Source organism: Streptomyces sp. SS7 (assembly GCF_037993025.1).
In the GTDB taxonomy this organism is placed as follows: Bacteria; Actinomycetota; Actinomycetes; order Streptomycetales; family Streptomycetaceae; genus Streptomyces.
In genome coordinates this window covers 6,208,488-6,230,630 of the sequence record NZ_CP141223.1, presented here as the reverse complement: position 1 = coordinate 6,230,630, position 22,143 = coordinate 6,208,488, and the positions used below count along the sequence as shown (strand labels likewise).

Sequence of the window (22,143 nt, the reverse complement as noted above, 5' to 3'; positions counted from 1 at the left end):
CGTAACGCTCGTCACGCCGCCGGGCGGCCCCGGGCGCCGCCGTCAGGCGCCCGCCGCCGCGAACGCCCCCCGCGCCATCCGGTGCAGCAGCGCCGCCGTGGCCGCGCGGCCCGGGACGGAGCCGGGGCGGGCCAGGTGCGGGGTGGAGTTCAGCAGGCCGAAGACCGAGTGGACGGCCGAGCGGGCCGCCGGTTCGGTGAGGGCCGGGTAGATCTCGCGGACCACCTCCACCCACAGCTCGACGTACTGCCGCTGGAGCTGGCGGACCAGCTTGCGGTCGCTGTCGCGGAGGCGGTCCAGCTCCCGGTCGTGCAGGGTGATCAGGGGGCGGTCGTCGATCGCGAAGTCGATGTGCCCCTCGATGAGCGAGTCGAGGACCGTCTCCGCCGCACCCCCGTCGGCCTCCGCCAGACGGCGCTTCGCGCCGGTCAGGAGCTGGCCGCTGATCCCCACCAGCAGCTCGGCGAGCATCGCGTCCTTGCCCGGGAAGTGCCGGTACAGACCCGGGCCGCTGATCCCGACCGCGGCCCCTATCTCGTCCACCCCGACGCCGTGGAAACCGCGCTCGGCGAACAGCCGCGCGGCCTCCTTGAGGATCTGCTCGCGGCGGGTGGGGGCGTCGGTTCTGGTGGCCATGGCAGTAATTCTAGACAGGGAGGTTAGCGCTCGTTAACCTGAGGGAAATGGTTAACGCTCATTAACAGACGATCCTCGTGACGGACGACGGGTGAGGGGAACCGCAGGATGGAGCAGGCACCGGAGCTGACGAGCGCGGCCGACCCCGCGTCGGAGGCCTGGCGGGCCAACGAGCGGGCGCACCGCGAGCTCGTCGGGGAACTGCACGGCAAGCTGGCCGCCGCCCGGCTCGGGGGCGGCGAGCGGGCTCGGGCGCGGCACACCGCGCGCGGCAAGCTGCTGCCCCGGGACCGGGTCGACGGGCTGCTGGACCCCGGCTCGCCCTTCCTCGAACTCGCGCCGCTCGCGGCCGACGGGATGTACGAGGGGCAGGCCCCGGCCGCCGGGGTGATCGCCGGGATCGGGCGGGTCAGCGGGCGCGAGTGCGTGATCGTCGCCAACGACGCCACGGTCAAGGGCGGCACCTACTACCCGATGACCGTGAAGAAGCACCTGCGGGCGCAGGAGGTGGCCCTGGAGAACCGGCTGCCCTGCCTGTACCTGGTGGACTCGGGCGGCGCCTTCCTGCCGATGCAGGACGAGGTCTTCCCCGACCGCGAGCACTTCGGGCGGATCTTCTACAACCAGGCCCGGATGTCGGCGGCCGGGATTCCGCAGATCGCGGCCGTCCTCGGCTCCTGCACGGCCGGCGGGGCGTACGTCCCGGCGATGAGCGACGAGGCCGTGATCGTGCGCGGCCAGGGCACGATCTTCCTGGGCGGTCCCCCGCTGGTGAAGGCCGCCACCGGTGAGGTCGTCACCGCCGAGGAGCTGGGCGGCGGCGAGGTGCACTCCCGCGTCTCCGGGGTCACCGACCACCTCGCCGAGGACGACGCGCACGCCCTGCGGATCGTGCGCACCATCGCCGCCACGCTCCCCGCGCGCGGGCCGCTGCCCTGGGAGACCGCGCCGGTCGTCGAACCCAAGGTCGACCCCTACGGGCTGTACGGCGCGGTCCCGGTGGACTCCCGTACCCCCTACGACGTCCGGGAGGTCATCGCGCGCGTGGTGGACGGCTCGCGGTTCGCGGAGTTCAAGGCCGAGTTCGGGCAGACCCTGGTCACCGGCTTCGCCCGGATCCACGGCCACCCGGTCGGGATCGTCGCCAACAACGGCATCCTGTTCTCCGAGTCCGCCCAGAAGGGCGCCCACTTCATCGAGCTGTGCGACCAGCGCGGGATCCCGCTGGTGTTCCTGCAGAACATCTCCGGGTTCATGGTCGGCAAGGATTACGAGGCCGGCGGCATCGCCAAGCACGGCGCCAAGATGGTGACGGCCGTCGCCTGCGCGCGCGTGCCGAAGCTGACGGTCGTGGTCGGCGGGTCGTACGGCGCCGGCAACTACTCGATGTGCGGACGGGCCTACTCCCCCCGCTTCCTGTGGATGTGGCCCAACGCCAAGATCTCCGTCATGGGCGGCGAGCAGGCCGCGTCGGTCCTCGCGACGGTCAAGCGGGACCAGCTGGAGGCCGGCGGCGAGAGCTGGCCGCCGGCGGAGGAAGAGGCCTTCAAGGCCCCGATCCGCGACCGGTACGAGCGTCAGGGCAACGCCTACTACGCCACCGCCCGGCTCTGGGACGACGGGGTCATCGACCCGTTGGAGACCCGCCAGGTGCTCGGCCTCGCCCTGACCGCCTGCGCCAACGCGCCCCTGGGTGACCCCCAGTTCGGCGTCTTCCGGATGTGAGGACCGATGTTCGAGACAGTACTGGTCGCCAACCGCGGCGAGATCGCCGTCCGGGTCATCCGCACGCTGCGCTCGCTGGGCGTGCGCTCGGTGGCGGTCTTCTCCGACGCCGACGCCGACGCCCGGCACGTCCGGGAGGCCGACACCGCCGTACGGCTCGGCCCGGCGCCGGCCGCCGAGAGCTATCTGTCGGTGGAGCGGCTGCTGGAGGCCGCCGACCGCACCGGAGCCCAGGCCGTCCACCCGGGGTACGGCTTCCTCGCGGAGAACGCCGCCTTCGCGCGCGCCTGCGAGGAGGCGGGGCTGGTCTTCGTCGGGCCGCCCGCCGACGCCATCTCCCTCATGGGCGACAAGATCCGCGCCAAGGAGACCGTGCGGGCGGCCGGGGTGCCGGTCGTCCCCGGCGGCCGGGACCCCGACCTCGCCGCGGCGGCCCATGAGCTGGGCGCGCCCGTCCTGCTGAAGCCCTCCGCGGGCGGCGGCGGCAAGGGCATGCGGCTGGTGCGGGACCTGACGCTGCTGGAGGAGGAGATCGCCGCCGCCCGCCGCGAGGCCCGCGCCTCCTTCGGCGACGACACGCTCCTCGTCGAGCGCTGGGTGGACCGCCCCCGGCACATCGAGATCCAGGTCCTGGCCGACGGCCACGGCAACGTCGTCCATCTCGGCGAGCGCGAGTGCTCGCTGCAACGGCGGCACCAGAAGGTGATCGAGGAGGCGCCGAGCGTGCTCCTCGACGAGGAGACCAGGGCCGCGATGGGCGAGGCGGCCGTGCAGGCGGCGCGCTCCTGCGGGTACCGGGGCGCCGGCACGGTGGAGTTCATCGTCCCGGGCGGCGACCCCTCCTCGTACTACTTCATGGAGATGAACACCCGCCTCCAGGTGGAGCACCCGGTGACCGAGCTGGTCACCGGCCTCGACCTGGTGGAGTGGCAGCTGCGGGTCGCGGCGGGCGCGAAGCTGGACTTCGCGCAGGAGGACGTGCGGCTCAGCGGGCACGCGATCGAGGCGCGGATCTGCGCCGAGGACCCTGCCCGCGGCTTCCTGCCGTCCGGCGGGACGGTCCTGCGGCTGCGCGAGCCGCAGGGCGACGGCGTGCGCACCGACTCCGGGCTCAGCGAGGGCACCGAGGTGGGCAGCCTCTACGACCCGATGCTGTCCAAGGTGATCGCCTACGGCCCCGACCGCCCGACCGCGCTCAGGAAGCTCCGGGCCGCCCTCGCGGAGACGGTGACCCTGGGCGTGCAGACGAACGCCGGGTTCCTGCGCCGGCTGCTCGGCCACCCGGCGGTGGTGGCGGGCGAGCTGGACACGGGCCTGGTGGAGCGGGTGGTGGACGACCTCGTCGGCACGGACGTGCCGCAGGAGGTGTACGAGGCGGCGGCGGCCGTCCGGCTGGAGGGGCTGAAGCCGCAGGCGGGCGGCGGCTGGACGGACCCCTTCTCGGTGCCGAGCGGCTGGCGGCTGGGGGGCACCCCGAAGCCGGTGGGCTTCCCGTTCCGAGTGCCGGGACTCGAACCCGTCGTCCATGAACGGCGCGGCGCCCACACCGTCACCGACGACCGGGTCTCGGTCACCCTCGACGGGGTCCGGCACACCTTCCACCGCGCCGCCGACTGGCTGGGCCGTGACGGCGACTCCTGGCACGTGCGCGACCACGACCCGGTGGCCGCGTCCCTCACCGGCTCCGCGCACGCCGGCGCCGACTCGCTCACCGCGCCGATGCCCGGCACGGTGACGGTCGTGAAGGTCGCCGTCGGGGACGAGGTCACCGCCGGGCAGAGCCTGCTGGTGGTCGAGGCGATGAAGATGGAGCACGTCATCGCCGCCCCGCACGCCGGCACGGTCGCCGAACTGGACGTCACCCCGGGCACGACGGTCGCCATGGACCAGGTGCTGGCCGTCGTCACCCCGTACGAGGAGGCAGCGCCATGACCGCCGAAGGGCTCCCGATGACCGTGCCCGCCCAGGATCTGCCCGCCCGGGTGCGGATCCACGAGGTCGGCGCGCGCGACGGGCTGCAGAACGAGAAGTCGGCCGTGCCGACGGAGGTGAAGGCCGAGTTCATCCGCCGGCTCGCCGACGCGGGCCTGACCACGATCGAGGCGACCAGCTTCGTGCACCCGAAGTGGGTGCCCCAGCTCGCGGACGCCGAGGACCTGTTCCCACGGGTCGCGGACGTGCCGGTGGCGCTGCCGGTCCTGGTGCCCAACCAGCGCGGGCTGGACCGCGCCCTCACGCTCGGCGCCCGCCGGATCGCCGTGTTCGCGAGCGCCACCGAGTCCTTCGCCAGGGCCAACCTCAACCGCACGCTCGACGAGTCCCTCGGGGTGTTCGAGCCCGTCGTGCGGCGCGCCAAGGACGAGGGGGTGCACGTGCGCGGCTATGTCTCCATGTGCTTCGGCGACCCCTGGGAGGGCGCGGTCCCGCTGCACCAGGTCGTCCGGGTCTGCCGGGCGCTGCGCGACATGGGCTGCGACGAGCTGAGCCTCGGCGACACCATCGGGGTCGCGACGCCCGGCCATGTCCTCGAACTGCTCGCCCTGCTCAACGAGGAGGGCGTGCCGACGAACGTGCTCGGCGTGCACTTCCACGACACCTACGGGCAGGCGCTGGCCAACACCTACGCCGCTCTCGAACACGGCGTCACCACCGTCGACGCCTCCGCGGGAGGCCTCGGCGGCTGCCCGTACGCCAAGTCCGCCACCGGCAACCTCGCCACCGAAGACCTCGTGTGGATGCTGCACGGTCTCGGCATCGACACCGGGGTCGATCTCGGCCGTCTCGTCGCCACCAGCGTGTGGATGGCCGACCATCTGGGCCGACCCAGCCCGTCCCGCACCGTCCGCGCCCTCTCCCACAAGGACCAGTGATCAGCATGGACCACCGTCTCAGCCCCGAGCTGGAGGAACTCCGCCGTACGGTCGAGGAGTTCGCGCACGACGTGGTGGCGCCGAAGATCGGCGACTTCTACGAGCGGCACGAGTTCCCCTACGAGATCGTCCGCGAGATGGGCCGCATGGGCCTGTTCGGACTGCCGTTCCCCGAGGAGCACGGCGGGATGGGCGGGGACTACCTGGCGCTCGGCATCGCCCTGGAGGAGCTGGCGCGGGTCGACTCGTCCGTCGCGATCACCCTGGAGGCGGGTGTCTCGCTGGGCGCGATGCCGCTCCATCTGTTCGGTACCGAGGAGCAGAAGCGCCAGTGGCTGCCGCGGCTGTGCTCGGGCGAGATCCTGGGCGCGTTCGGGCTGACCGAGCCCGACGGCGGCAGCGACGCGGGGGCGACCCGGACGACGGCCCGCCTCGACCCGGAGACGGACGAATGGGTCATCAACGGCACCAAGTGCTTCATCACCAACTCGGGGACGGACATCACCGGGTTGGTGACGGTCACGGCGGTCACCGGCCGCAAGCCGGACGGCCGGCCGCTGATCTCCGCGATCATCGTCCCGTCGGACACCCCGGGCTTCACGGTGGCCCAGCCCTACTCCAAGGTCGGCTGGAACGCCTCCGACACCCGGGAGCTGTCCTTCTCCGACGTGCGGGTGCCGGCGGCGAACCTGCTGGGCGAGGAGGGGCGCGGGTACGCGCAGTTCCTGCGGATCCTGGACGAGGGCCGGATCGCGATCGCCGCGCTGGCCACCGGGCTGGCGCAGGGTTGTGTGGACGAGTCGGTGAAGTACGCCCGGGAGCGGCAGGCGTTCGGGCGGCCGATCGGCGCCAACCAGGCCATCCAGTTCAAGATCGCCGACATGGAGATGAAGGCGCACACGGCCCGGCTGGCGTGGCGGGACGCGGCCTCGCGGCTGGTGGCGGGCGAGCCGTTCAAGAAGGAGGCTGCGCTGGCGAAGCTGTACTCGTCGACGGTCGCCGTGGACAACGCCCGGGACGCCACGCAGGTGCACGGCGGATACGGGTTCATGAACGAGTATCCGGTGGCCCGGATGTGGCGCGACTCCAAGATCCTGGAGATCGGGGAGGGCACCAGCGAGGTGCAGCGGATGCTGATCGCCCGTGAGCTGGGGCTCGCCGGCTGACCGGAAGTCACCCCTTACACACCGTCAGCTTGCCGCCATTCCCGGCAAGTTGACGGATCGGGAGCGTGCCCGGACAACCCCCGGCATCGGGATCACCTCACCCCCGCCCTGGACAGGTTCTGAGGTTAGGCTAACCTACCTTCGAACTTGTCCGGCGGTGATCCGCACGTCCGAAAGCAGCCACTCCCATGCCCAACGCCAGAGCCAACCACCCCACCCGCCGCGGCATCCTCGCCGCCGGTGGCGCCCTCGGCCTCGGTGCCGTGCTCGCGGCCTGCGGGGACGACGACGCGAAGAGCGGTGGCCCGGACTCCTCGGCGGGCTCCTCCGCCAAGTCCGGCCCCTGGACGTTCAAGGACGACCGCGGCACCACCGTGAAGCTCGACAGCACACCGGCGGACATCGTCGCGTTCACCGGCGTCGGCGCCGCCCTGTACGACTACGGCATCCAGGTCAAGGGCGTGTTCGGCCCGACGAAGACCACCGACGGCAAGGCCGACGTCCAGGCCGGCGACATGGACCTCTCCAAGGTGACGATCCTCGGCAACGTCTGGGACGAGTTCAACGTGGAGAAGTACGCCGCCCTCGCGCCCGACGTCCTCATCTCCACGATGTTCGACGACGCCGGCACGCTCTGGTACGTCCCCGAGGCCTCCAAGGACAAGATCGCCAAGCTCGCGCCGAGCGTCGGCATCTCCGTGTACGACCGTCAGCTCACCGCTCCGCTGGAGCGGATGTGGGAGCTGGCCGCCTCGCTCGGCGCGGACATGACCGCGGCGAAGGCGACCGACGCGAAGAAGCGGTTCGAGGCGGCGGCGACGCGGCTGCGCGCCGCGGCGAAGGCCAAGCCCGACATCAAGGTCATGGCCGGGTCCGCCAGCGCCGAGCTGTTCTACGTCTCCGGTTCCGACCTCTCGATCGACCTGGAGTACTTCAAGGCGCTCGGCGTGAACTTCGTGGAGCCGCCGGAGAGCGCGAAGAAGGAGGGCGGCGGCTGGTACGAGTCGCTGAGCTGGGAGAACGTCGACAAGTACGCGGCGGACATCATCATGATGGACGACCGGACCTCGGCGCTTCAGCCTTCGGCGATCACCGAGGCCACATGGAAGAAGCTACCCGCGGTGAAGGCGGGGCAGGTCATCGCCCGGTCGCCGGAGCCGATCCTGTCGTACGACAAGTGCGTGCCGCTCCTGGAGAACCTCGCCGAGGCGCTGGAGAAGGCGAAGAAGGTCAGCTGAGGAACGGGGTCCCCGCGGCCCCCAGGCGAACCGCCGCGCGCGAGTGACGTGATCACCGTCATAAGAGGGGCGGAGCCCTCGGAGTGCGACTTAGGTTAGGCTAACCTAAGTTGAACCCGGCGCTCCGCCCCTCGGCCCGTCCCGCAGCGGACCAGTCCCCACCCCCGGAAGGCTCCCCATGCGCTCGCACCTGCTCAACGACACCACCACGGAGCAGTACCGCCGCTCCGTGACCGAAGGAGTCGAGCGGGTGGCCGCCAAACTCGCCGCCACCGACCGTCCGTTCACCGGCGTCACGGTCGACGCCCTCGCCCCCCGCATCGACGGCATCGACCTCGACCAGCCGCTGCACGACACCGCGGCGGTGCTCGACGAGCTGGAGGAGGTCTACCTCCGCGACGCGGTCTACTTCCACCACCCCCGCTACCTCGCCCACCTCAACTGCCCGGTGGTCATCCCGGCCGTGCTGGGCGAGGCCGTCCTGTCCGCCGTCAACTCCTCCCTGGACACCTGGGACCAGTCGGCGGGCGGCACGCTCATCGAGCGGAAACTGATCGACTGGACGACCGGGCGCATCGGCCTCGGCCCGGCCGCGGACGGGGTGTTCACCTCCGGGGGTACGCAGTCCAACCTCCAGGCGCTGCTGCTCGCCCGGGAGGAGGCCAAGAGCGACTCGCTCGCGACACTGCGCGTCTTCGCCTCCGAGGTCAGCCACTTCAGCGTGAAGAAGTCCGCGAAACTGCTGGGGCTGGGCGAGGACGCGGTCGTGTCGATCCCCGTCGACCACGACAAGCGGATGCAGACGGTCGCGCTCGCCCACGAGCTGGAGCGCTGCACGAAGGCCGGTCTCGTCCCCATGGCCGTCGTCGCCACGGGCGGCACCACCGACTTCGGCTCCATCGACCCGCTGCCCGGGATCGCCGAGCTGTGCGCGCAGTACGGCACCTGGATGCACGTCGACGCGGCCTACGGCTGCGGGCTGCTCGCCTCCCTGAAGTACCGGCACCGCATCGACGGCATCGAACGCGCCGACTCCGTCACCGTCGACTACCACAAGTCCTTCTTCCAGCCGGTGAGTTCGTCCGCCGTCCTGGTCCGGGACGCGGCCACGCTGCGGCACGCCACCTACCACGCCGAGTACCTGAACCCGCGCCGGATGGTGCAGGAACGTATCCCCAACCAGGTGGACAAGTCCCTGCAGACCACGCGCCGGTTCGACGCGCTCAAGCTGTGGATGACCCTGCGCACGATGGGCGCCGACGGCGTCGGACAGCTCTTCGACGAAGTGTGCGACCTGGCCGCCGAGGGCTGGGCCCTGCTGGCCGCCGACCCGCGCTTCGACGTCGTCGTGCGGCCCTCGCTGTCCACCCTGGTCTTCCGCTACCTCCCGCGGGCCGTGACCGACCCGGCCCGGATCGACCACGCCAACCTCCACGCCCGCAAGGCCCTGTTCGCCTCCGGTGACGCGGTGGTCGCGGGCACCAAGGTCGCGGGCCGTCACTACCTCAAGTTCACCCTGCTCAACCCCGAGACGACCGCGGCCGACATCGCCGCCGTCCTCGACCTGATCGCCGGCCACGCCGAGCAGTACCTGGGAGAGTCCCTTGACCGCGCTTGCTGAAGCCAGCCGCACCCATGACTTCGTGGGGATCGGGCTCGGCCCCTTCAACCTCGGCCTCGCCTGCCTCACCGAGCCGATCGACGCGCTCGACGGCGTCTTCCTGGAGTCCAAGCCCGACTTCGAGTGGCACGCCGGGATGTTCCTCGACGGTGCCCACCTGCAGACGCCGTTCATGTCGGACCTGGTCACCCTGGCCGACCCGACCTCGCCGTACACCTTCCTCAACTACCTGAAGGAGAAGAGGCGGCTCTACCAGTTCTACATCCGCGAGAACTTCTACCCGCTGCGCGTCGAGTACGACGACTACTGCCGCTGGGCCGCCGGCAAGCTGAGCAGCGTGCGCTTCTCGACGACCGTCGCCGAGGTGACGTACGACGAGAGCGAGGCGGTGTACGCCGTGCGCACCACGGCCGGGGAGGTCTACCGCGCCCGCCGGCTGGTCCTCGGCACCGGCACCACCCCGTACGTCCCGGAGGTCTGCCGCGGCCTGGACGGCGGGCTCTTCCACAACGCGGAGTACATGCGGCGCAGGGCCGAGCTCCGGACGAAGAGGTCCATCACGATCGTCGGCAGCGGGCAGAGCGCCGCCGAGATCTACCACGACCTGCTCACCGAGATCGACGTGCACGGCTACCGGCTCAACTGGGTCACCCGCTCCCCGCGGTTCTTCCCGCTGGAGTACACCAAACTGACCCTGGAGATGACGTCCCCGGACTACATCGACTACTTCCGCGCGCTGCCCGAGGAGACCCGCTACCAGCTGGAGAAGCAGCAGAAGGGCCTCTTCAAGGGCATCAACGCGGACCTCATCGACTCGATCTTCGATCTGCTCTACCAGAAGGACGTCGAGTACGGCGACCGGCCCGTCCCCACCCGCCTCCTCACCAACTCCAGCCTGACCGGCGCCCGCTGGGAGGACGGCGAGTACCGGCTCGGCTTCCGCCAGGACGAGCAGGGCAAGGACTACGAGATCGCCACCGAGGGCCTGGTGCTGGCCACCGGCTACCACTACGAGCCGCCGGCCTTCCTGGCGCCGATCCGCGACCGCCTCCGCTTCGACGCGCACGGCCGCTTCGACGTGGCCCGCAACTACGCCGTGGACACCACCGGCCGGGGCGTGTTCCTGCAGAACGGCGGCGTCCACACGCACTCCATCACGTCCCCCGACCTCGGCATGGGCCCGTACCGCAACAGCACCATCATCCGTGAGCTGCTCGGCAGCGAGTACTACCCGGTCGAGAAGACCATCGCGTTCCAGGAGTTCTCGGCATGACCTTCACCTTCCGCCCGCTCGACCCGCCGCGGGACGCCGAGCTGCTGCACGCCTGGGTGACGCACCCCAAAGCGGCCTACTGGATGATGCAGGACGCCACACCGGCGGACGTCGAGCGCGCCTACACGGACATCGCCGCCGACCCGCACCACCACGCACTGCTCGGCCTCGACGAGGACGGCACCCCGGTCTTCCTGATGGAGAAGTACGACCCCGTGCACCGTGAACTGGTCGGTCTGTACGAGCCGTTGCCGGGCGACGTCGGCATGCACTTCCTCACCCCGGCGACCGACACGCCCGTGCACGGCTTCACCCGCGCCGTCATCACCGCCGTGATGACGCACCTCTTCGAGGACCCGGCCACCTCCCGGGTCGTCGTCGAGCCGGACGTCGCCAACACGGCCGTCCACGCCCTGAACGAGGCCGTCGGCTTCGTCGCCGCACGCGAGATCGAGAAGCCGGAGAAAAGGGCGCTGCTGAGCTTCTGCACCCGGGAGCGGTTCCTGGCGGCGACGGGGGTGGCCGCGTGAGCCTCTCCGACGCCGTGGCGCACCTCTCCCCCGAGCGCTGGGAGACGGCCAACCGCCTGCTCGTCCGCAAGGCCCTCGCGGAGTTCGCGCACGAGCGGCTGATCACGCCCGAGGAGCGGGACGGGCGGTACGTCGTCCGCAGCGACGACGGTCTGACGTCCTACCGCTTCACCGCCGTCCGCCGCGCCCTCGACCACTGGCAGGTGGACGCCGACTCGATCACCCGCACCCGCGACGGCGCCGAACTCCCCCTCGCCGCGCTGGACTTCTTCATCGAGCTGCAGAAGACCCTCGGCCTCGGCGACGAGATCCTGCCGGTCTATCTGGAGGAGATCTCCTCCACTCTCTCCGGCACCTGCTACAAGCTCACCAAACCCCAGGTCACCTCCGCGGAACTCGTCCAGGCCGGCTTCCAGGCCATCGAGACCGGCATGACCGAGGGCCACCCCTGCTTCGTCGCCAACAACGGACGGCTCGGCTTCGGCGTCCACGAGTACCTGGCGTACGCCCCCGAGACCGCGAGCCCGGTCCGGCTGGTGTGGCTGGCCGCGCACCGGTCGCGGGCGGCCTTCACGGCGGGCGCCGGCATCGAGTACGAGAGCTTCCTGCGCGAGGAGCTGGGCGCGGCGACCGTCGAGCGGTTCGACGCGATCCTGCGCGAGCAGCACCTCGACCCGGCCGACTACCTCCTCGTCCCCGTCCACCCCTGGCAGTGGTGGAACAAGCTCTCGGTCACCTTCGCCGCCGAGATCGCGCGCCGGAACCTGGTCTGCCTGGGCGAGGGCGACGACACGTACCTGGCCCAGCAGTCCATCCGGACCTTCTTCAACTCCTCGCACCCCGAGAAGCACTACGTGAAGACGGCGCTGTCCGTCCTCAACATGGGCTTCATGCGCGGACTCTCCGCCGCGTACATGGAGGCGACCCCGGCCATCAACGACTGGCTGGCGCGGCTCATCGACCGCGACCCGGTGCTGAGGTCGACCGGTCTGTCGATCATCCGGGAGCGGGCGGCCGTCGGCTACCGGCACCTGGAGTACGAGGCGGCGACGGACCGCTACTCGCCGTACCGCAAGATGCTCGCCGCGCTGTGGCGCGAGAGCCCGGTGCCCTCCCTGCGCGACGGCGAGTCGCTCGCGACCATGGCCGCCCTGATCCATGTGGACCATGAGGGGAACTCGGTGGCAGGAGCGCTCGTCGCCCGGTCGGGGCTCCCGCCCGCCGAGTGGCTGCGCCACTACCTCCAGGCGTACTACACCCCGCTGCTGCACAGCTTCTACGCCTACGACCTGGTCTTCATGCCGCACGGCGAGAACACCGTCCTCGTGCTGCGGGACGGGGTCGTGCAGCGGGCGATCTACAAGGACATCGCCGAGGAGATCGCGGTGCTGGACCCGGACGCGGCGCTGCCGCCCGAGGTGCGGCGCATCCGGGTCGACGTGCCCGAGGACCAGAAACTGCTGTCCCTCTTCACGGACGTCTTCGACTGCTTCTTCCGCTTCCTCGCCGCGAACCTCGCCGCCGAGGGGATCCTGGAGGAGGACGACTTCTGGCGCACGGTCGCCGAGGTCACCCGCTCCTACCAGGAGGCGAACCCCGAACTCGCCGACCGGTTCCGCCAGTACGACATGTTCGCCCCCGAGTTCGCCCTGTCCTGCCTCAACCGGCTCCAGCTGCGCGACAACCGGCAGATGGTGGACCTGTCCGACCCCGCGGGCGCCCTCCAGCTGATCGGCACCCTGCAGAATCCCGTCGCAGGGTTCTGATCGGGGCGGCCCCGACGGTCCGGTGCCAGAATCACCCCATGGCGGAAATCCTCCAGAAGGACGGCACCTGGGTCTTCGACGGCGACGCGCTGCGGCTGACGCCCGGCCGGGACAAGGGCGTCGGGCTGCTGCGCAAGGAGCTCGGTGAACTCGTCGTCCCGCTGGGGGCGTTGGCGGGAATCTCGTTCGAGCAGGGCAAGCGGAGCGGGCGGCTGAGGCTCCGCCTGCGGGACGGCGCCGATCCCCTGCTGCACGCCACCGGCGGCCGGCTGGGCGAACCGCACGACCCGTATCAGCTGCTCGTGGACTCCGACCGGTACGGGGTCGCCGAGTACGTCGTGGAGGAGGTGCGGCACGCGCTGCTGCTGGACCGGGTGCCGACCTCTCCGGTGGCCGCGTTCCTGCTGCCCGGCCCGGCCGTGCCGCTGTCCGTCTCCGCCGGGGACGGCACCGCGAGCTTCGACGGGGAGCGGGTACGGCTGGAGTGGAACTGGAAGACGGAGGACGCCAAGGCGGCCGCCGGGACCCGTGTGATCCGGGTCGAGGACATCGTGGGCGTGGAGTGGCAGCCGGCGGTCGGCCTGGAGAACGGGCATCTGCGGTTCACGGTGCGCCACGCGCCCACGAAGGCACCGCCCAAGTACGACCCGAACGCGGTGGAGCTGTGGGGCTTCAAGAAGGACCCGCTGATGGCGCTGGTCGCGGCGGCCGTACAGGCCCGGCTGCCGCATCCGGCCGCGGTCCCCGCCGGCCCCGGCGCCGCGGTACGGGACGCCGTACGGACCGCCGCAGCGCCGTCCGGCCCGGAGCCGGAGGTCCCCGCCGCGCGGGCCGCCGACGACGACCACGACGCGTTGCTGCGCCGGCTGCGTGAGCTGGGCGCGCTGCACCGGGACGGGGTGCTGACGGACGAGGAGTTCGCCCTGGCCAAGCAGGCGGTCCTCAGGCGCTTGTGACGCCGGGGAGGACCGCCTGGAGCTGCGCTGTGCTACTTGGCCCTGCGGGCCACCGTGAAGTGGTCGATGCGGTCGCCGGTCTCGGCGATGCCCTGGACCTTCAGGGTGGTGTAGTGGCCCTTCGGGGCGGGGGTGACGTCCACGCGCAGGAAGGAGTAGTTCAGGTAGCGGACCCGGGACCAGGCGACGGTCTCGTTGACCTTGCCGTCCTTGGTGTTGACGAAGGACGCCACCGAGTCGACCTCGTTGACGTGGCCCTCGTAGGAGTCGGGGGCAGTGAACGCGTACAGGCTGCGGCCCGCGGCGCCCGCCGTGACGTAGACGACACCCTCGGTCTCGGGGTATGCCGTGCCGCCGATCGGGAGCTTCTTGGTGACCGTGTTGCCCTTGATCACGTCGGTGCGCTCGTACTGGTGGTTGTGGCCGTTGATGACCAGGTCCACCTGGTACTTGTCGAACAGCGGCACCCACTCCTGGCGGACACCGCCCTCCGAGGCGTGGGCGGTGGAGGTGCAGTACGCGCAGTGGTGGAAGAAGACGACGATGAAGTCGATGTCCTTGGCGGCCCGGTACTTCTTCAGCCGGCCCTCGAACCACGTGGTCTGGGTGCCGCCGGAGATGCCGAGGTTGGCCGGGATCTCGAAGGAGATGTCGTTGGGGTCCAGCGAGATGACCGCGGTGTTGCCGTAGACGAAGGAGTAGACGCCGGGGAGGTTCTTGCGGTCCGGGCCGTTGTCCGGGAGGTTCCAGCGGGCTTCCTCGCCGCCGTAGCCGTTGGGCGAGTACCAGGCCTCCATGTCGTGGTTGCCGTACGACACCATCCACGGCACGGACTTGGCGACGGACTCGGTCTGGGCGAGGAACTGGTCCCAGGTGCGCGAGTCGAAGCCGGTGTCGGTGGTCTTGCCCTGGCCGGCCGGGTCGCCGTACGCGATGTCACCGGCGTGCAGGTGGAAGGCCGGGTTCTGGCCGAGGATCAGGCTGTCGTTGGCCAGCGCGTGGTAGCTGACACCCTGGTCGCCGAAGGCGGTGAAGGTGAACGGCGCCTTGTGGGCGGGGGCGGTGGTGAAGGTGCCCAGGGTGCCGAGCAGGTGGGCCTCGGCCGGGTCGAAGCCCTGGTGGCCGACGCCGTAGCAGTACGTCCGGCCGGGGCGCAGATGGGTGAGCTCGGCGTGCAGGTAGTACTGGGTGTGGTCGCCGGACGCGCCGACCCCGGCCGGGGTGTAGAGGGTGCGCACCTCGGCCTCGATCTTGCGGGAGAGGTCCCAGGGGTGGGCGCCGATGCGGATGAAGGGCTTCTTCACGGCGACCGGGACCTGCCAGGAGACGGTGATCTCCGTCCGGGGGTCGTTGCCCCAGGCGAGGTGACGGCCGAAGGGGGCGACGAGCGAGCCGTCGACCTCCTCGGTGTGCGACAGGGGCTGCGTGGGAACGGCGGCCTGGGCCGTGGCCCCGGTCACGAACGCGCCACCGGTGACGGCGCCCAGGGTGACCGCGCCACCCCTGATCATCGTGCGCCGGGAGAATCGTGCGCGCAGGTACTCGTGCTGCTCGGCCATGCTCATGCGGTCGGCGAGCCTGTCGGGTACGCCCATGCGAGGAGTGTCCATGACGTCTGAAAGTCGTCGCCCCGGGCGACGGACCGCAAGACGCCAAATGGACGGTTCGCGAACAGGCGCTCATAACACATTCAAGGTTCCCCCAAGTCCTCTCAACAGGGCCCTGCCCGAAATCGGGCAGATTTCTTGCGAAACCCGCTCCGGTACCTCAGGATCTACCGGGTGCACGACGAACTGGTTGATCATCTGATGCGGTCCACGCCCCTCCAGCGGGGCGAGGCGCTGCGGGTGATCCAGGACGTGCTCGCCTTCTTCGACGAGACGACCGAGGACTACGTCCGCCGCCGCCACCGCGAGCTCCAGGCCGACGGCCTGGTGAACGCGGAGATCTTCGAACGGATCGCGGCGGACCTGCAGTACCGGGCCGTCGCGCCGCCGGAGCTGTCCGTACGGCAGCTGCGGCGCATCGTCTACGGGTGACAGCAACCACCACAGAAAGCTTGGGGACACCTCTTACATGTGCGGAATCGTCGGATACATCGGGAAGCGTGACGTGGCCCCGCTGCTGCTGGAAGGCCTGCAGCGGCTGGAGTACCGCGGCTACGACTCGGCCGGCATCGTCGTGACCACGCCGAAGACGGCCGGTCTGAAGATGGTCAAGGCCAAGGGCCGGGTCCGCGACCTGGAGGCCAAGGTCCCGGCGCGCTTCAAGGGCACCACCGGCATCGCCCACACCCGCTGGGCCACCCACGGCGCCCCCTCCGACGTGAACGCCCACCCGCACATGTCGGCCGACCACAAGGTCGCCGTCGTCCACAACGGCATCATCGACAACGCCTCCGACCTGCGCCGCAAGCTGGAGGCGGACGGCGTCGAGTTCCTCTCCGAGACCGACACCGAGGTCCTCACCCACCTCATCGCCCGCTCCCAGGCGGAGACCCTGGAGGAGAAGGTCCGCCAGGCCCTGCGGGTCGTCGAGGGCACGTACGGCATCGCCGTCATGCACGCCGACTTCTCGGACCGGATCGTCGTCGCCCGCAACGGCTCCCCGGTCGTCCTCGGCATCGGCGAGAAGGAGATGTTCGTCGCCTCGGACATCGCCGCGCTGGTCACCCACACCCGTCAGATCGTCACGCTGGACGACGGCGAGATGGCCACCCTCAAGGCCGACGACTTCCGCACCTACACCACGGAGGGCACCCGCACCACGGCCGAGCCCACCACCGTGGAGTGGGAGGCCGCCTCCTACGACATGGGCGGCCACGACACCTACATGCACAAGGAGATCCACGAGCAGGCCGACGCCGTGGACCGCGTGCTGCGCGGCCGCATCGACGACCGGTTCTCCACCGTGCACCTCGGCGGCCTCAACCTGGACGCCCGCGAGGCGCGGCAGATCCGCCGCGTGAAGATCCTCGGCTGCGGCACCTCGTACCACGCGGGCATGATCGGCGCCCAGATGATCGAGGAGCTGGCCCGGATCCCCGCCGACGCCGAGCCGGCGTCCGAGTTCCGCTACCGCAACGCGGTCGTCGACCCCGACACCCTGTACATCGCCGTCTCCCAGTCCGGTGAGACGTACGACGTCCTCGCCGCCGTGCAGGAGCTGAAGCGCAAGGGCGCGCGGGTCCTCGGCGTGGTGAACGTGGTCGGCTCGGCGATCGCCCGCGAGGCCGACGGCGGCGTCTACGTGCACGCCGGCCCGGAGGTCTGCGTGGTCTCCACCAAGTGCTTCACCAACACCACGGTGGCCTTCGCCCTCCTCGCCCTGCACCTCGGCCGCACCCGCGACCTCTCGGTCCGCGACGGCAAGCGGATCATCGAGGGCCTGCGCAAGCTGCCGGGGCAGATCGCGGAGATCCTCTCCCACGAGGACGAGATCAAGAAGCTGGCCGACGAGTTCGCCGAGGCCCGCTCGATGCTCTTCATCGGCCGCGTCCGGGGCTACCCGGTGGCCCGTGAGGCCTCCCTGAAGCTCAAGGAGGTCTCCTACATCCACGCGGAGGCGTACCCGGCCTCCGAGCTCAAGCACGGCCCGCTCGCCCTGATCGAGCCGGCCCTGCCGACGGTCGCGATCGTCCCGAACGACGACCTGCTGGAGAAGAACCGCGCGGCCCTGGAGGAGATCAAAGCCCGCAGCGGCAGGATCCTCGCGGTGGCCCACGACCACCAGGAGAAGGCCGACCAGACGATCGTCGTGCCGAAGAACGAGGACGAGCTCGACCCCATTCTGATGGGCATCCCGCTCCAGCTCCTCGCCTACTACACGGCGAAGGCCCTGGACCGGGACATCGACAAGCCGCGCAACCTGGCGAAGTCGGTCACGGTCGAGTAGCCGTCGGCGAGAACGGGAACGGACCCCGCGCGACGTCGTCGGTCGCGGGGGTCCGCCCGGTCGGCCGGGGGGCTGCCCGAACTCCCCGGCATCGGCTGCCGTTTCAGCCGGCGGCCGTCACACCGCGGCCGGCAGCCCGTCGCGGGAGCGCGGTGGGCCAGTGGGCCATCGCCGCCGTGGCGGCGTACCAGGCGACCGCTCCCGCGGCGACGGCGAACCAACCGCCCACCTTGGTGAGCGAGTCGTTGCCGGCGAACGCGGCGACGGCCATCAGCACCAGCGCCACCAGGAACAACCCGTAGGTCCCCCGGGTGAGTTGGTCCCCGCCCGCCGCGGCCAGGGAGAGCACGACGAGGGCGAACAGGAGCAGGAAGAGCCCGGCGGCGTTGTCGGAGGCCTGGGAGCCCGCGGAGACGGCCCAGGTGAACCAGAACGCGCCGAGAGCGGTGAAGGCCGTGCCGCCCGCCGTGTCGCGGTCGCGCAGGGCCAGCAGACCGGCGACGAACAGGGCGACGCCGCCGATGTAGTGAGCGATGGTCACGGCGTCCGCCGCCGTCACGCCGTCGAGCAGGTCGGTGTTCCCGAGTCCGAACGCCAACAGGGTGATGCCCAGGGCGAGTCGGCCGACGATCGTGGTGCTGCTTCCCGCGGAGACATCATTGTCCACGGCGGGCTCCCTTCATGCGGTTGTGCGATGCGCGGTGACCGATATATGCCCTTCACAAGGGCACAAACACCTGCGGGGGCAGGGGAATCCGGGGGGCGCGCGCACACCGTACGAAGGGGGAGCAGGGGAGTTGCGGAAGGGCCTGGAGAGGGCTACGGGATGACGACGACCGGCCGCTTCGCCCGCTTGGCGAGGCGTCCGGCGACGGAGCCGAAGATCCGGCCCACGATGCCGTGCGTGGAGCCCACGACGATCGCGTCCGCCTCGTACTCCCGGCCCACCTCTTCGAGTTCGTGGCAGATGTCACCGCCGCGCTCGACCAGGATCCACGGCACCTCGGCGAGGTAGTCCGCACAGGCCAGCTCCAGGCCGAGCACCTCGGTGCGGTGGTCGGGCACATCGACGAAGACCGGCGGCTCGCAGCCCGCCCACACGGTCGTGGGCAGCCGGTTGGCGACATGGACGATGATCAGGCCCGCGCGGGAGCGGTGGGCCATGCCGATGGCGTACGCGAGGGCGCGCTCACTGGAGGTGGAGCCGTCGAAGCCGACGACCACGCCGTGCTTGAAGGCGGGATCGCAGGTGGGGCGTGCCTCTTCCGCCGCCAGGGGCTCGGCCGCCGTGGGGTCGGCGACGGGCCGCTTGCGGTCCGCGGGTTCGAAGAATTCGTGACCGGCCATGGCTGTCTCGGCGTATCGATCCTTGTATGGGTTGGACGGCTGGAGCGTCGGAGCTGTGTCCGGGAATCGTCTTCCCCACCCCATACCCCCAAGGGTACGGCGCCACTCTTCCTCCGCCCAGACCCCGAGCACCCTCGGTGGGGGTTCCAGGGAGCATGCACGAGGGGGCGCCCGTAACGCAATGGTTGCTGCCCCGTACAGGCGGTTTGCACAGGATTCACTTACCCGTGGCCGACCGGAGGGGGCCGTGGAGTGACCGACCGGCCCCGCCGGCGTTGAGCACCGTGCGCCGGGAGTCGCCCCGGCCGCACCCTACCCGCCGCCCCAGGGAGAGACCCGCTCCATGCACCCCTCGCGCCCGCCGTCCACCCCCCGCCCCGGCGGCGAGCGCGCGACCACCGACCTCATCCGCTGGGCGGCCTTCTCCTGCGCCCTCGTCCCGGTGGTCCTCCTCTGGTACGGCACCTCCCTCGCCGGCGCCACCGCGACCGCGCTGGGCCTCGCCGCCGTCACGGCCGTCTGCCGGCTGCTGCTGAGGCAGTCCGAGCGCGGCGCGGCCCGGCTGCTCGCCGAGGAGGAGGATGCGCGGGGCGCCCGGACCACGGAACACGCGCCGCAGGCGCACCACCGGGGGCGCCGTCAGCGCACCGGAACGGGGTCCCACCGTGGCGGTCGTCACTCCGGGGGAAACTCACCGGCCGGTTGACCGGTTTTCACGCACAGGACCGGTGCTTTTCAGCCAACTTCCGCCCCCTGCGCATCTCTTGCCGTAACCACCCCCCACCCCCCGTGCCACCTGCGCGTATAACCCCTCGGGAGCCCTGCGCACCCTACGGGGATTGGCCACTACGACGAGGCGCACTTCCCTGCACGCTCCCCGAGTGCAACGCTTCGTGATCGAATGCTTCACGCCAAGTTGCCAAGTCGACAATCCGCCGGGTGCCGAACTGGCCACTCCGGCGTCGCGCGACACAGTAGATTCGATCTTGACTGTCTACGGCGGGGGACTCGTGCAGGACCGAGGGGAAACGTGCAGGAGCGACACAACCGAGGAGCCGCGACCACCGAGGGGGGCTTAGCAGGATGAGCCACGACTCCACTGCCGCGCCGGAAGCCGCGGCCCGGAAACTTTCCGGGCGACGCCGCAAGGAGATCGTCGCGGTGCTGCTGTTCAGCGGCGGCCCCATTTTCGAAAGTTCCATTCCGCTGTCGGTGTTCGGGATTGACCGCCAGGACGCCGGCGTGCCGCGATACCGCCTTCTGGTGTGCGGCGGCGAGGAAGGCCCACTGCGGACCACAGGGGGCCTGGAACTGACCGCACCGCATGGCCTGGAAGCGATCTCGCGGGCGGGCACGGTCGTCGTGCCGGCCTGGCGTTCGATCACTTCTCCGCCACCGGAGGACGCGCTCGACGCGCTGCGACGGGCGCATGAAGAGGGTGCCCGCATCGTGGGCCTGTGCACCGGCGCGTTCGTGCTGGCCGCCGCGGGTCTGCTGGACGGCCGCCCGGCCACCACCCACTGGATGTACGCACCGACGCTGGCCAAGCGCTACCCGTCGGTGCACGTCGATCCACGAGAACTCTTCGTGGACGACGGCGACGTCCTGACGTCGGCGGGCACGGCCGCCGGCATCGATCTCTGTCTCCACATCGTGCGGACGGACCACGGCAACGAGGCGGCCGGGGCACTGGCCCGCCGTCTGGTGGTCCCGCCGCGCCGGTCGGGCGGCCAGGAGCGCTACCTCGACCGTTCTTTACCGGAGGAGATCGGCGCCGACCCGCTCGCCGAGGTCGTCGCCTGGGCGCTGGAACACCTCCATGAGCAGTTCGACGTGGAGACGCTGGCCGCACGGGCGTACATGTCGCGCCGCACCTTCGACCGCCGCTTCCGGTCGCTGACCGGCAGCGCGCCGCTCCAGTGGCTGATCACCCAGCGGGTGCTCCAGGCGCAGCGCCTGCTGGAGACGTCGGACTACTCGGTGGACGAGGTCGCGGGCCGCTGCGGCTTCCGGTCCCCGGTGGCGCTGCGCGGCCACTTCCGCCGCCAGCTCGGCTCGTCCCCGGCCGCCTACCGGGCGGCGTACCGGGCGCGCCGGCCGCAGGGCGAGCGGGTACTGGAGGCCGAACCGCCGTCACCGGCGGGTCCGCCCCCGTCCCTCCACCCGGAGGGCCCGGGCCCCGTCCCGCCCCAGATCAGGCGCACGGCGACCTCGGGCGCGCTGGGCCCCGCGTCCGGCCTCGCGCACGAGGCGTACGCGACGTCGCGGGCGAGCCTGCCGGGGCAGCGGAGCGGGATGTAGCAGCGTGAGCGGGGCGGTGGGGCCGACGATGTCGCCCCCACCGCCCCTGCCCGTTCTTCTTCCGGGCGGGCACGGAGTCCCCGGTGCGGGTCCGCCGCAGCACGGGGGCGCCACAAAAGCGGACCTCCGCTTTAGGGTGGTCGCATGAACGATCGCATGGTGTGGATCGACTGCGAGATGACCGGCCTCTCGCTGTCCGACGACGCGCTCATCGAGGTTGCCGCCCTCGTCACCGACTCCGAGCTGAACATCCTCGGCGAAGGGGTGGACATCGTCATCCGGCCGCCGGCCAAGGCGCTGGAGACGATGCCGGAGGTGGTGCGCCAGATGCACACCGCGTCCGGGCTGCTGGACGAGCTGGCCGGCGGCACGACCCTCGCCGAGGCCGAGGCCCAGGTCCTCTCCTATGTCCGCGAGCATGTGAAGGAACCCGGCAAGGCCCCGCTGTGCGGCAACTCCGTCGGCACCGACCGCGGCTTCCTCGCCCGTGACATGGCGACCCTGGAGGGGTACCTCCACTACCGGATCGTCGACGTCTCCTCCGTCAAGGAGCTGGCCCGCCGCTGGTACCCGAGGGCGTACTTCAACAGCCCCGAGAAGAACGGCAACCACCGCGCCCTCGCCGACATCCGCGAGTCGATCGCGGAACTGCGCTACTACCGCGAGGCCGTCTTCGTACCGCAGCCCGGACCCGACTCCGACACCGCGAGGACGATCGCCGCGAAGCACGTGCTGCCCGCCCAGTAGGCGCCGCAAGCGGCGCTCGGACGGTTCCGGGAAAAGCCGTGCGCGAGCACCCCTTCGGACCCTGTACACTTTT

Annotated in this window: 19 protein-coding genes; 15 read left to right on the top strand and 4 right to left on the bottom strand. The window is 70.9% G+C overall.

Translation table 11 applies throughout. The annotated features are described in order from the left end of the window. Window positions 1–42: 42 nt before the first annotated feature. The gene (locus U5640_RS28840; RefSeq protein WP_340378884.1) at window positions 43–636 is read right to left on the bottom strand and encodes a TetR/AcrR family transcriptional regulator; all 594 of its coding nucleotides are present in this window, start codon (window positions 634–636) and stop codon (window positions 43–45) included. A 108-nt stretch (window positions 637–744) separates the two neighbouring features. Here U5640_RS28840 and U5640_RS28835 point away from each other — a divergent pair, with 108 nt between their 5' ends. The 10 genes from U5640_RS28835 to U5640_RS28790 all read left to right on the top strand — a co-directional run bounded on the left by U5640_RS28835 (window position 745) and on the right by U5640_RS28790 (window position 13,781). Beyond that, window positions 745–2,361, top strand: a complete 1,617-nt coding sequence (locus U5640_RS28835) for a carboxyl transferase domain-containing protein (protein ID WP_340378882.1) — start codon at window positions 745–747, stop codon at window positions 2,359–2,361. Window positions 2,362–2,367: 6 nt separating this feature from the next. Beyond that, window positions 2,368–4,293, top strand: coding sequence for a biotin carboxylase N-terminal domain-containing protein (locus tag U5640_RS28830; protein WP_340378880.1), 1,926 nt, complete (start codon window positions 2,368–2,370; stop codon window positions 4,291–4,293). Further along, window positions 4,290–5,231: a hydroxymethylglutaryl-CoA lyase gene (locus U5640_RS28825; protein ID WP_340378878.1), complete on the top strand. Its 942-nt coding sequence runs from the start codon at window positions 4,290–4,292 to the stop codon at window positions 5,229–5,231. Before U5640_RS28830 ends, U5640_RS28825 begins: the two co-directional genes overlap by 4 nt. Before the next feature lie 5 nt (window positions 5,232–5,236). Next, window positions 5,237–6,397 carry an acyl-CoA dehydrogenase family protein gene (locus U5640_RS28820; RefSeq protein ID WP_340378876.1) on the top strand — a complete coding sequence of 387 codons (1,161 nt, stop codon included), beginning with the start codon at window positions 5,237–5,239 and terminating at the stop codon, window positions 6,395–6,397. A 188-nt stretch (window positions 6,398–6,585) separates the two neighbouring features. Next, entirely contained in the window at window positions 6,586–7,635 is a 1,050-nt protein-coding gene (locus U5640_RS28815) for an ABC transporter substrate-binding protein (RefSeq protein WP_340378874.1), read from the top strand. A gap of 178 nt (window positions 7,636–7,813) precedes the next feature. Then, complete coding sequence (desA, locus tag U5640_RS28810) at window positions 7,814–9,256, top strand: lysine decarboxylase DesA (protein WP_340378872.1); 1,443 nt, start codon at window positions 7,814–7,816, stop codon at window positions 9,254–9,256. After that, entirely contained in the window at window positions 9,240–10,529 is a 1,290-nt protein-coding gene (locus U5640_RS28805) for a lysine N(6)-hydroxylase/L-ornithine N(5)-oxygenase family protein (RefSeq protein ID WP_340378870.1), read from the top strand. The genes desA and U5640_RS28805 overlap by 17 nt, the downstream gene beginning before the upstream one ends. After that, the gene (locus tag U5640_RS28800) at window positions 10,526–11,059 is read left to right on the top strand and encodes a GNAT family N-acetyltransferase (protein WP_340378868.1); all 534 of its coding nucleotides are present in this window, start codon (window positions 10,526–10,528) and stop codon (window positions 11,057–11,059) included. Before U5640_RS28805 ends, U5640_RS28800 begins: the two co-directional genes overlap by 4 nt. Beyond that, window positions 11,056–12,825 carry an IucA/IucC family siderophore biosynthesis protein gene (locus U5640_RS28795; RefSeq protein WP_340378866.1) on the top strand — a complete coding sequence of 590 codons (1,770 nt, stop codon included), beginning with the start codon at window positions 11,056–11,058 and terminating at the stop codon, window positions 12,823–12,825. Before U5640_RS28800 ends, U5640_RS28795 begins: the two co-directional genes overlap by 4 nt. Before the next feature lie 38 nt (window positions 12,826–12,863). Then, window positions 12,864–13,781, top strand: a complete 918-nt coding sequence (locus U5640_RS28790; protein WP_340378865.1) for a DUF4429 domain-containing protein — start codon at window positions 12,864–12,866, stop codon at window positions 13,779–13,781. 32 nt (window positions 13,782–13,813) lie between these two features. Here the strand turns inward: U5640_RS28790 and U5640_RS28785 are convergent, their stop codons facing one another. Then, window positions 13,814–15,376, bottom strand: a complete 1,563-nt coding sequence (locus tag U5640_RS28785) for a metallophosphoesterase family protein (RefSeq protein WP_340378863.1) — start codon at window positions 15,374–15,376, stop codon at window positions 13,814–13,816. 186 nt (window positions 15,377–15,562) lie between these two features. Between U5640_RS28785 and U5640_RS28780 the strand changes: the two genes are divergently transcribed. Both U5640_RS28780 and glmS read left to right on the top strand, forming a co-directional pair. Next, complete coding sequence (locus U5640_RS28780) at window positions 15,563–15,820, top strand: hypothetical protein (protein WP_055632282.1); 258 nt, start codon at window positions 15,563–15,565, stop codon at window positions 15,818–15,820. A 37-nt stretch (window positions 15,821–15,857) separates the two neighbouring features. Continuing rightward, entirely contained in the window at window positions 15,858–17,675 is a 1,818-nt protein-coding gene (gene glmS / locus U5640_RS28775) for a glutamine--fructose-6-phosphate transaminase (isomerizing) (protein WP_340378861.1), read from the top strand. 103 nt (window positions 17,676–17,778) lie between these two features. On the opposite strand, the gene U5640_RS28770 is transcribed toward glmS, so the two are convergent. Next, entirely contained in the window at window positions 17,779–18,342 is a 564-nt protein-coding gene (locus tag U5640_RS28770) for a GPR1/FUN34/YaaH family transporter (RefSeq protein ID WP_340378860.1), read from the bottom strand. Between the two features lie 152 nt (window positions 18,343–18,494). Then, the gene (locus U5640_RS28765) at window positions 18,495–19,022 is read right to left on the bottom strand and encodes a universal stress protein (protein WP_340378858.1); all 528 of its coding nucleotides are present in this window, start codon (window positions 19,020–19,022) and stop codon (window positions 18,495–18,497) included. Window positions 19,023–19,365: 343 nt separating this feature from the next. Between U5640_RS28765 and U5640_RS28760 the strand changes: the two genes are divergently transcribed. From U5640_RS28760 to orn, 3 genes are all read left to right on the top strand, one after another. Beyond that, window positions 19,366–19,728 carry a hypothetical protein gene (locus U5640_RS28760; RefSeq protein ID WP_340378856.1) on the top strand — a complete coding sequence of 121 codons (363 nt, stop codon included), beginning with the start codon at window positions 19,366–19,368 and terminating at the stop codon, window positions 19,726–19,728. 377 nt (window positions 19,729–20,105) lie between these two features. Then, window positions 20,106–21,323 carry a helix-turn-helix domain-containing protein gene (locus U5640_RS28755; RefSeq protein WP_067243942.1) on the top strand — a complete coding sequence of 406 codons (1,218 nt, stop codon included), beginning with the start codon at window positions 20,106–20,108 and terminating at the stop codon, window positions 21,321–21,323. Window positions 21,324–21,467: 144 nt separating this feature from the next. Next, complete coding sequence (gene orn, locus U5640_RS28750) at window positions 21,468–22,070, top strand: oligoribonuclease (protein WP_340378854.1); 603 nt, start codon at window positions 21,468–21,470, stop codon at window positions 22,068–22,070. Window positions 22,071–22,143: the final 73 nt, after the last annotated feature.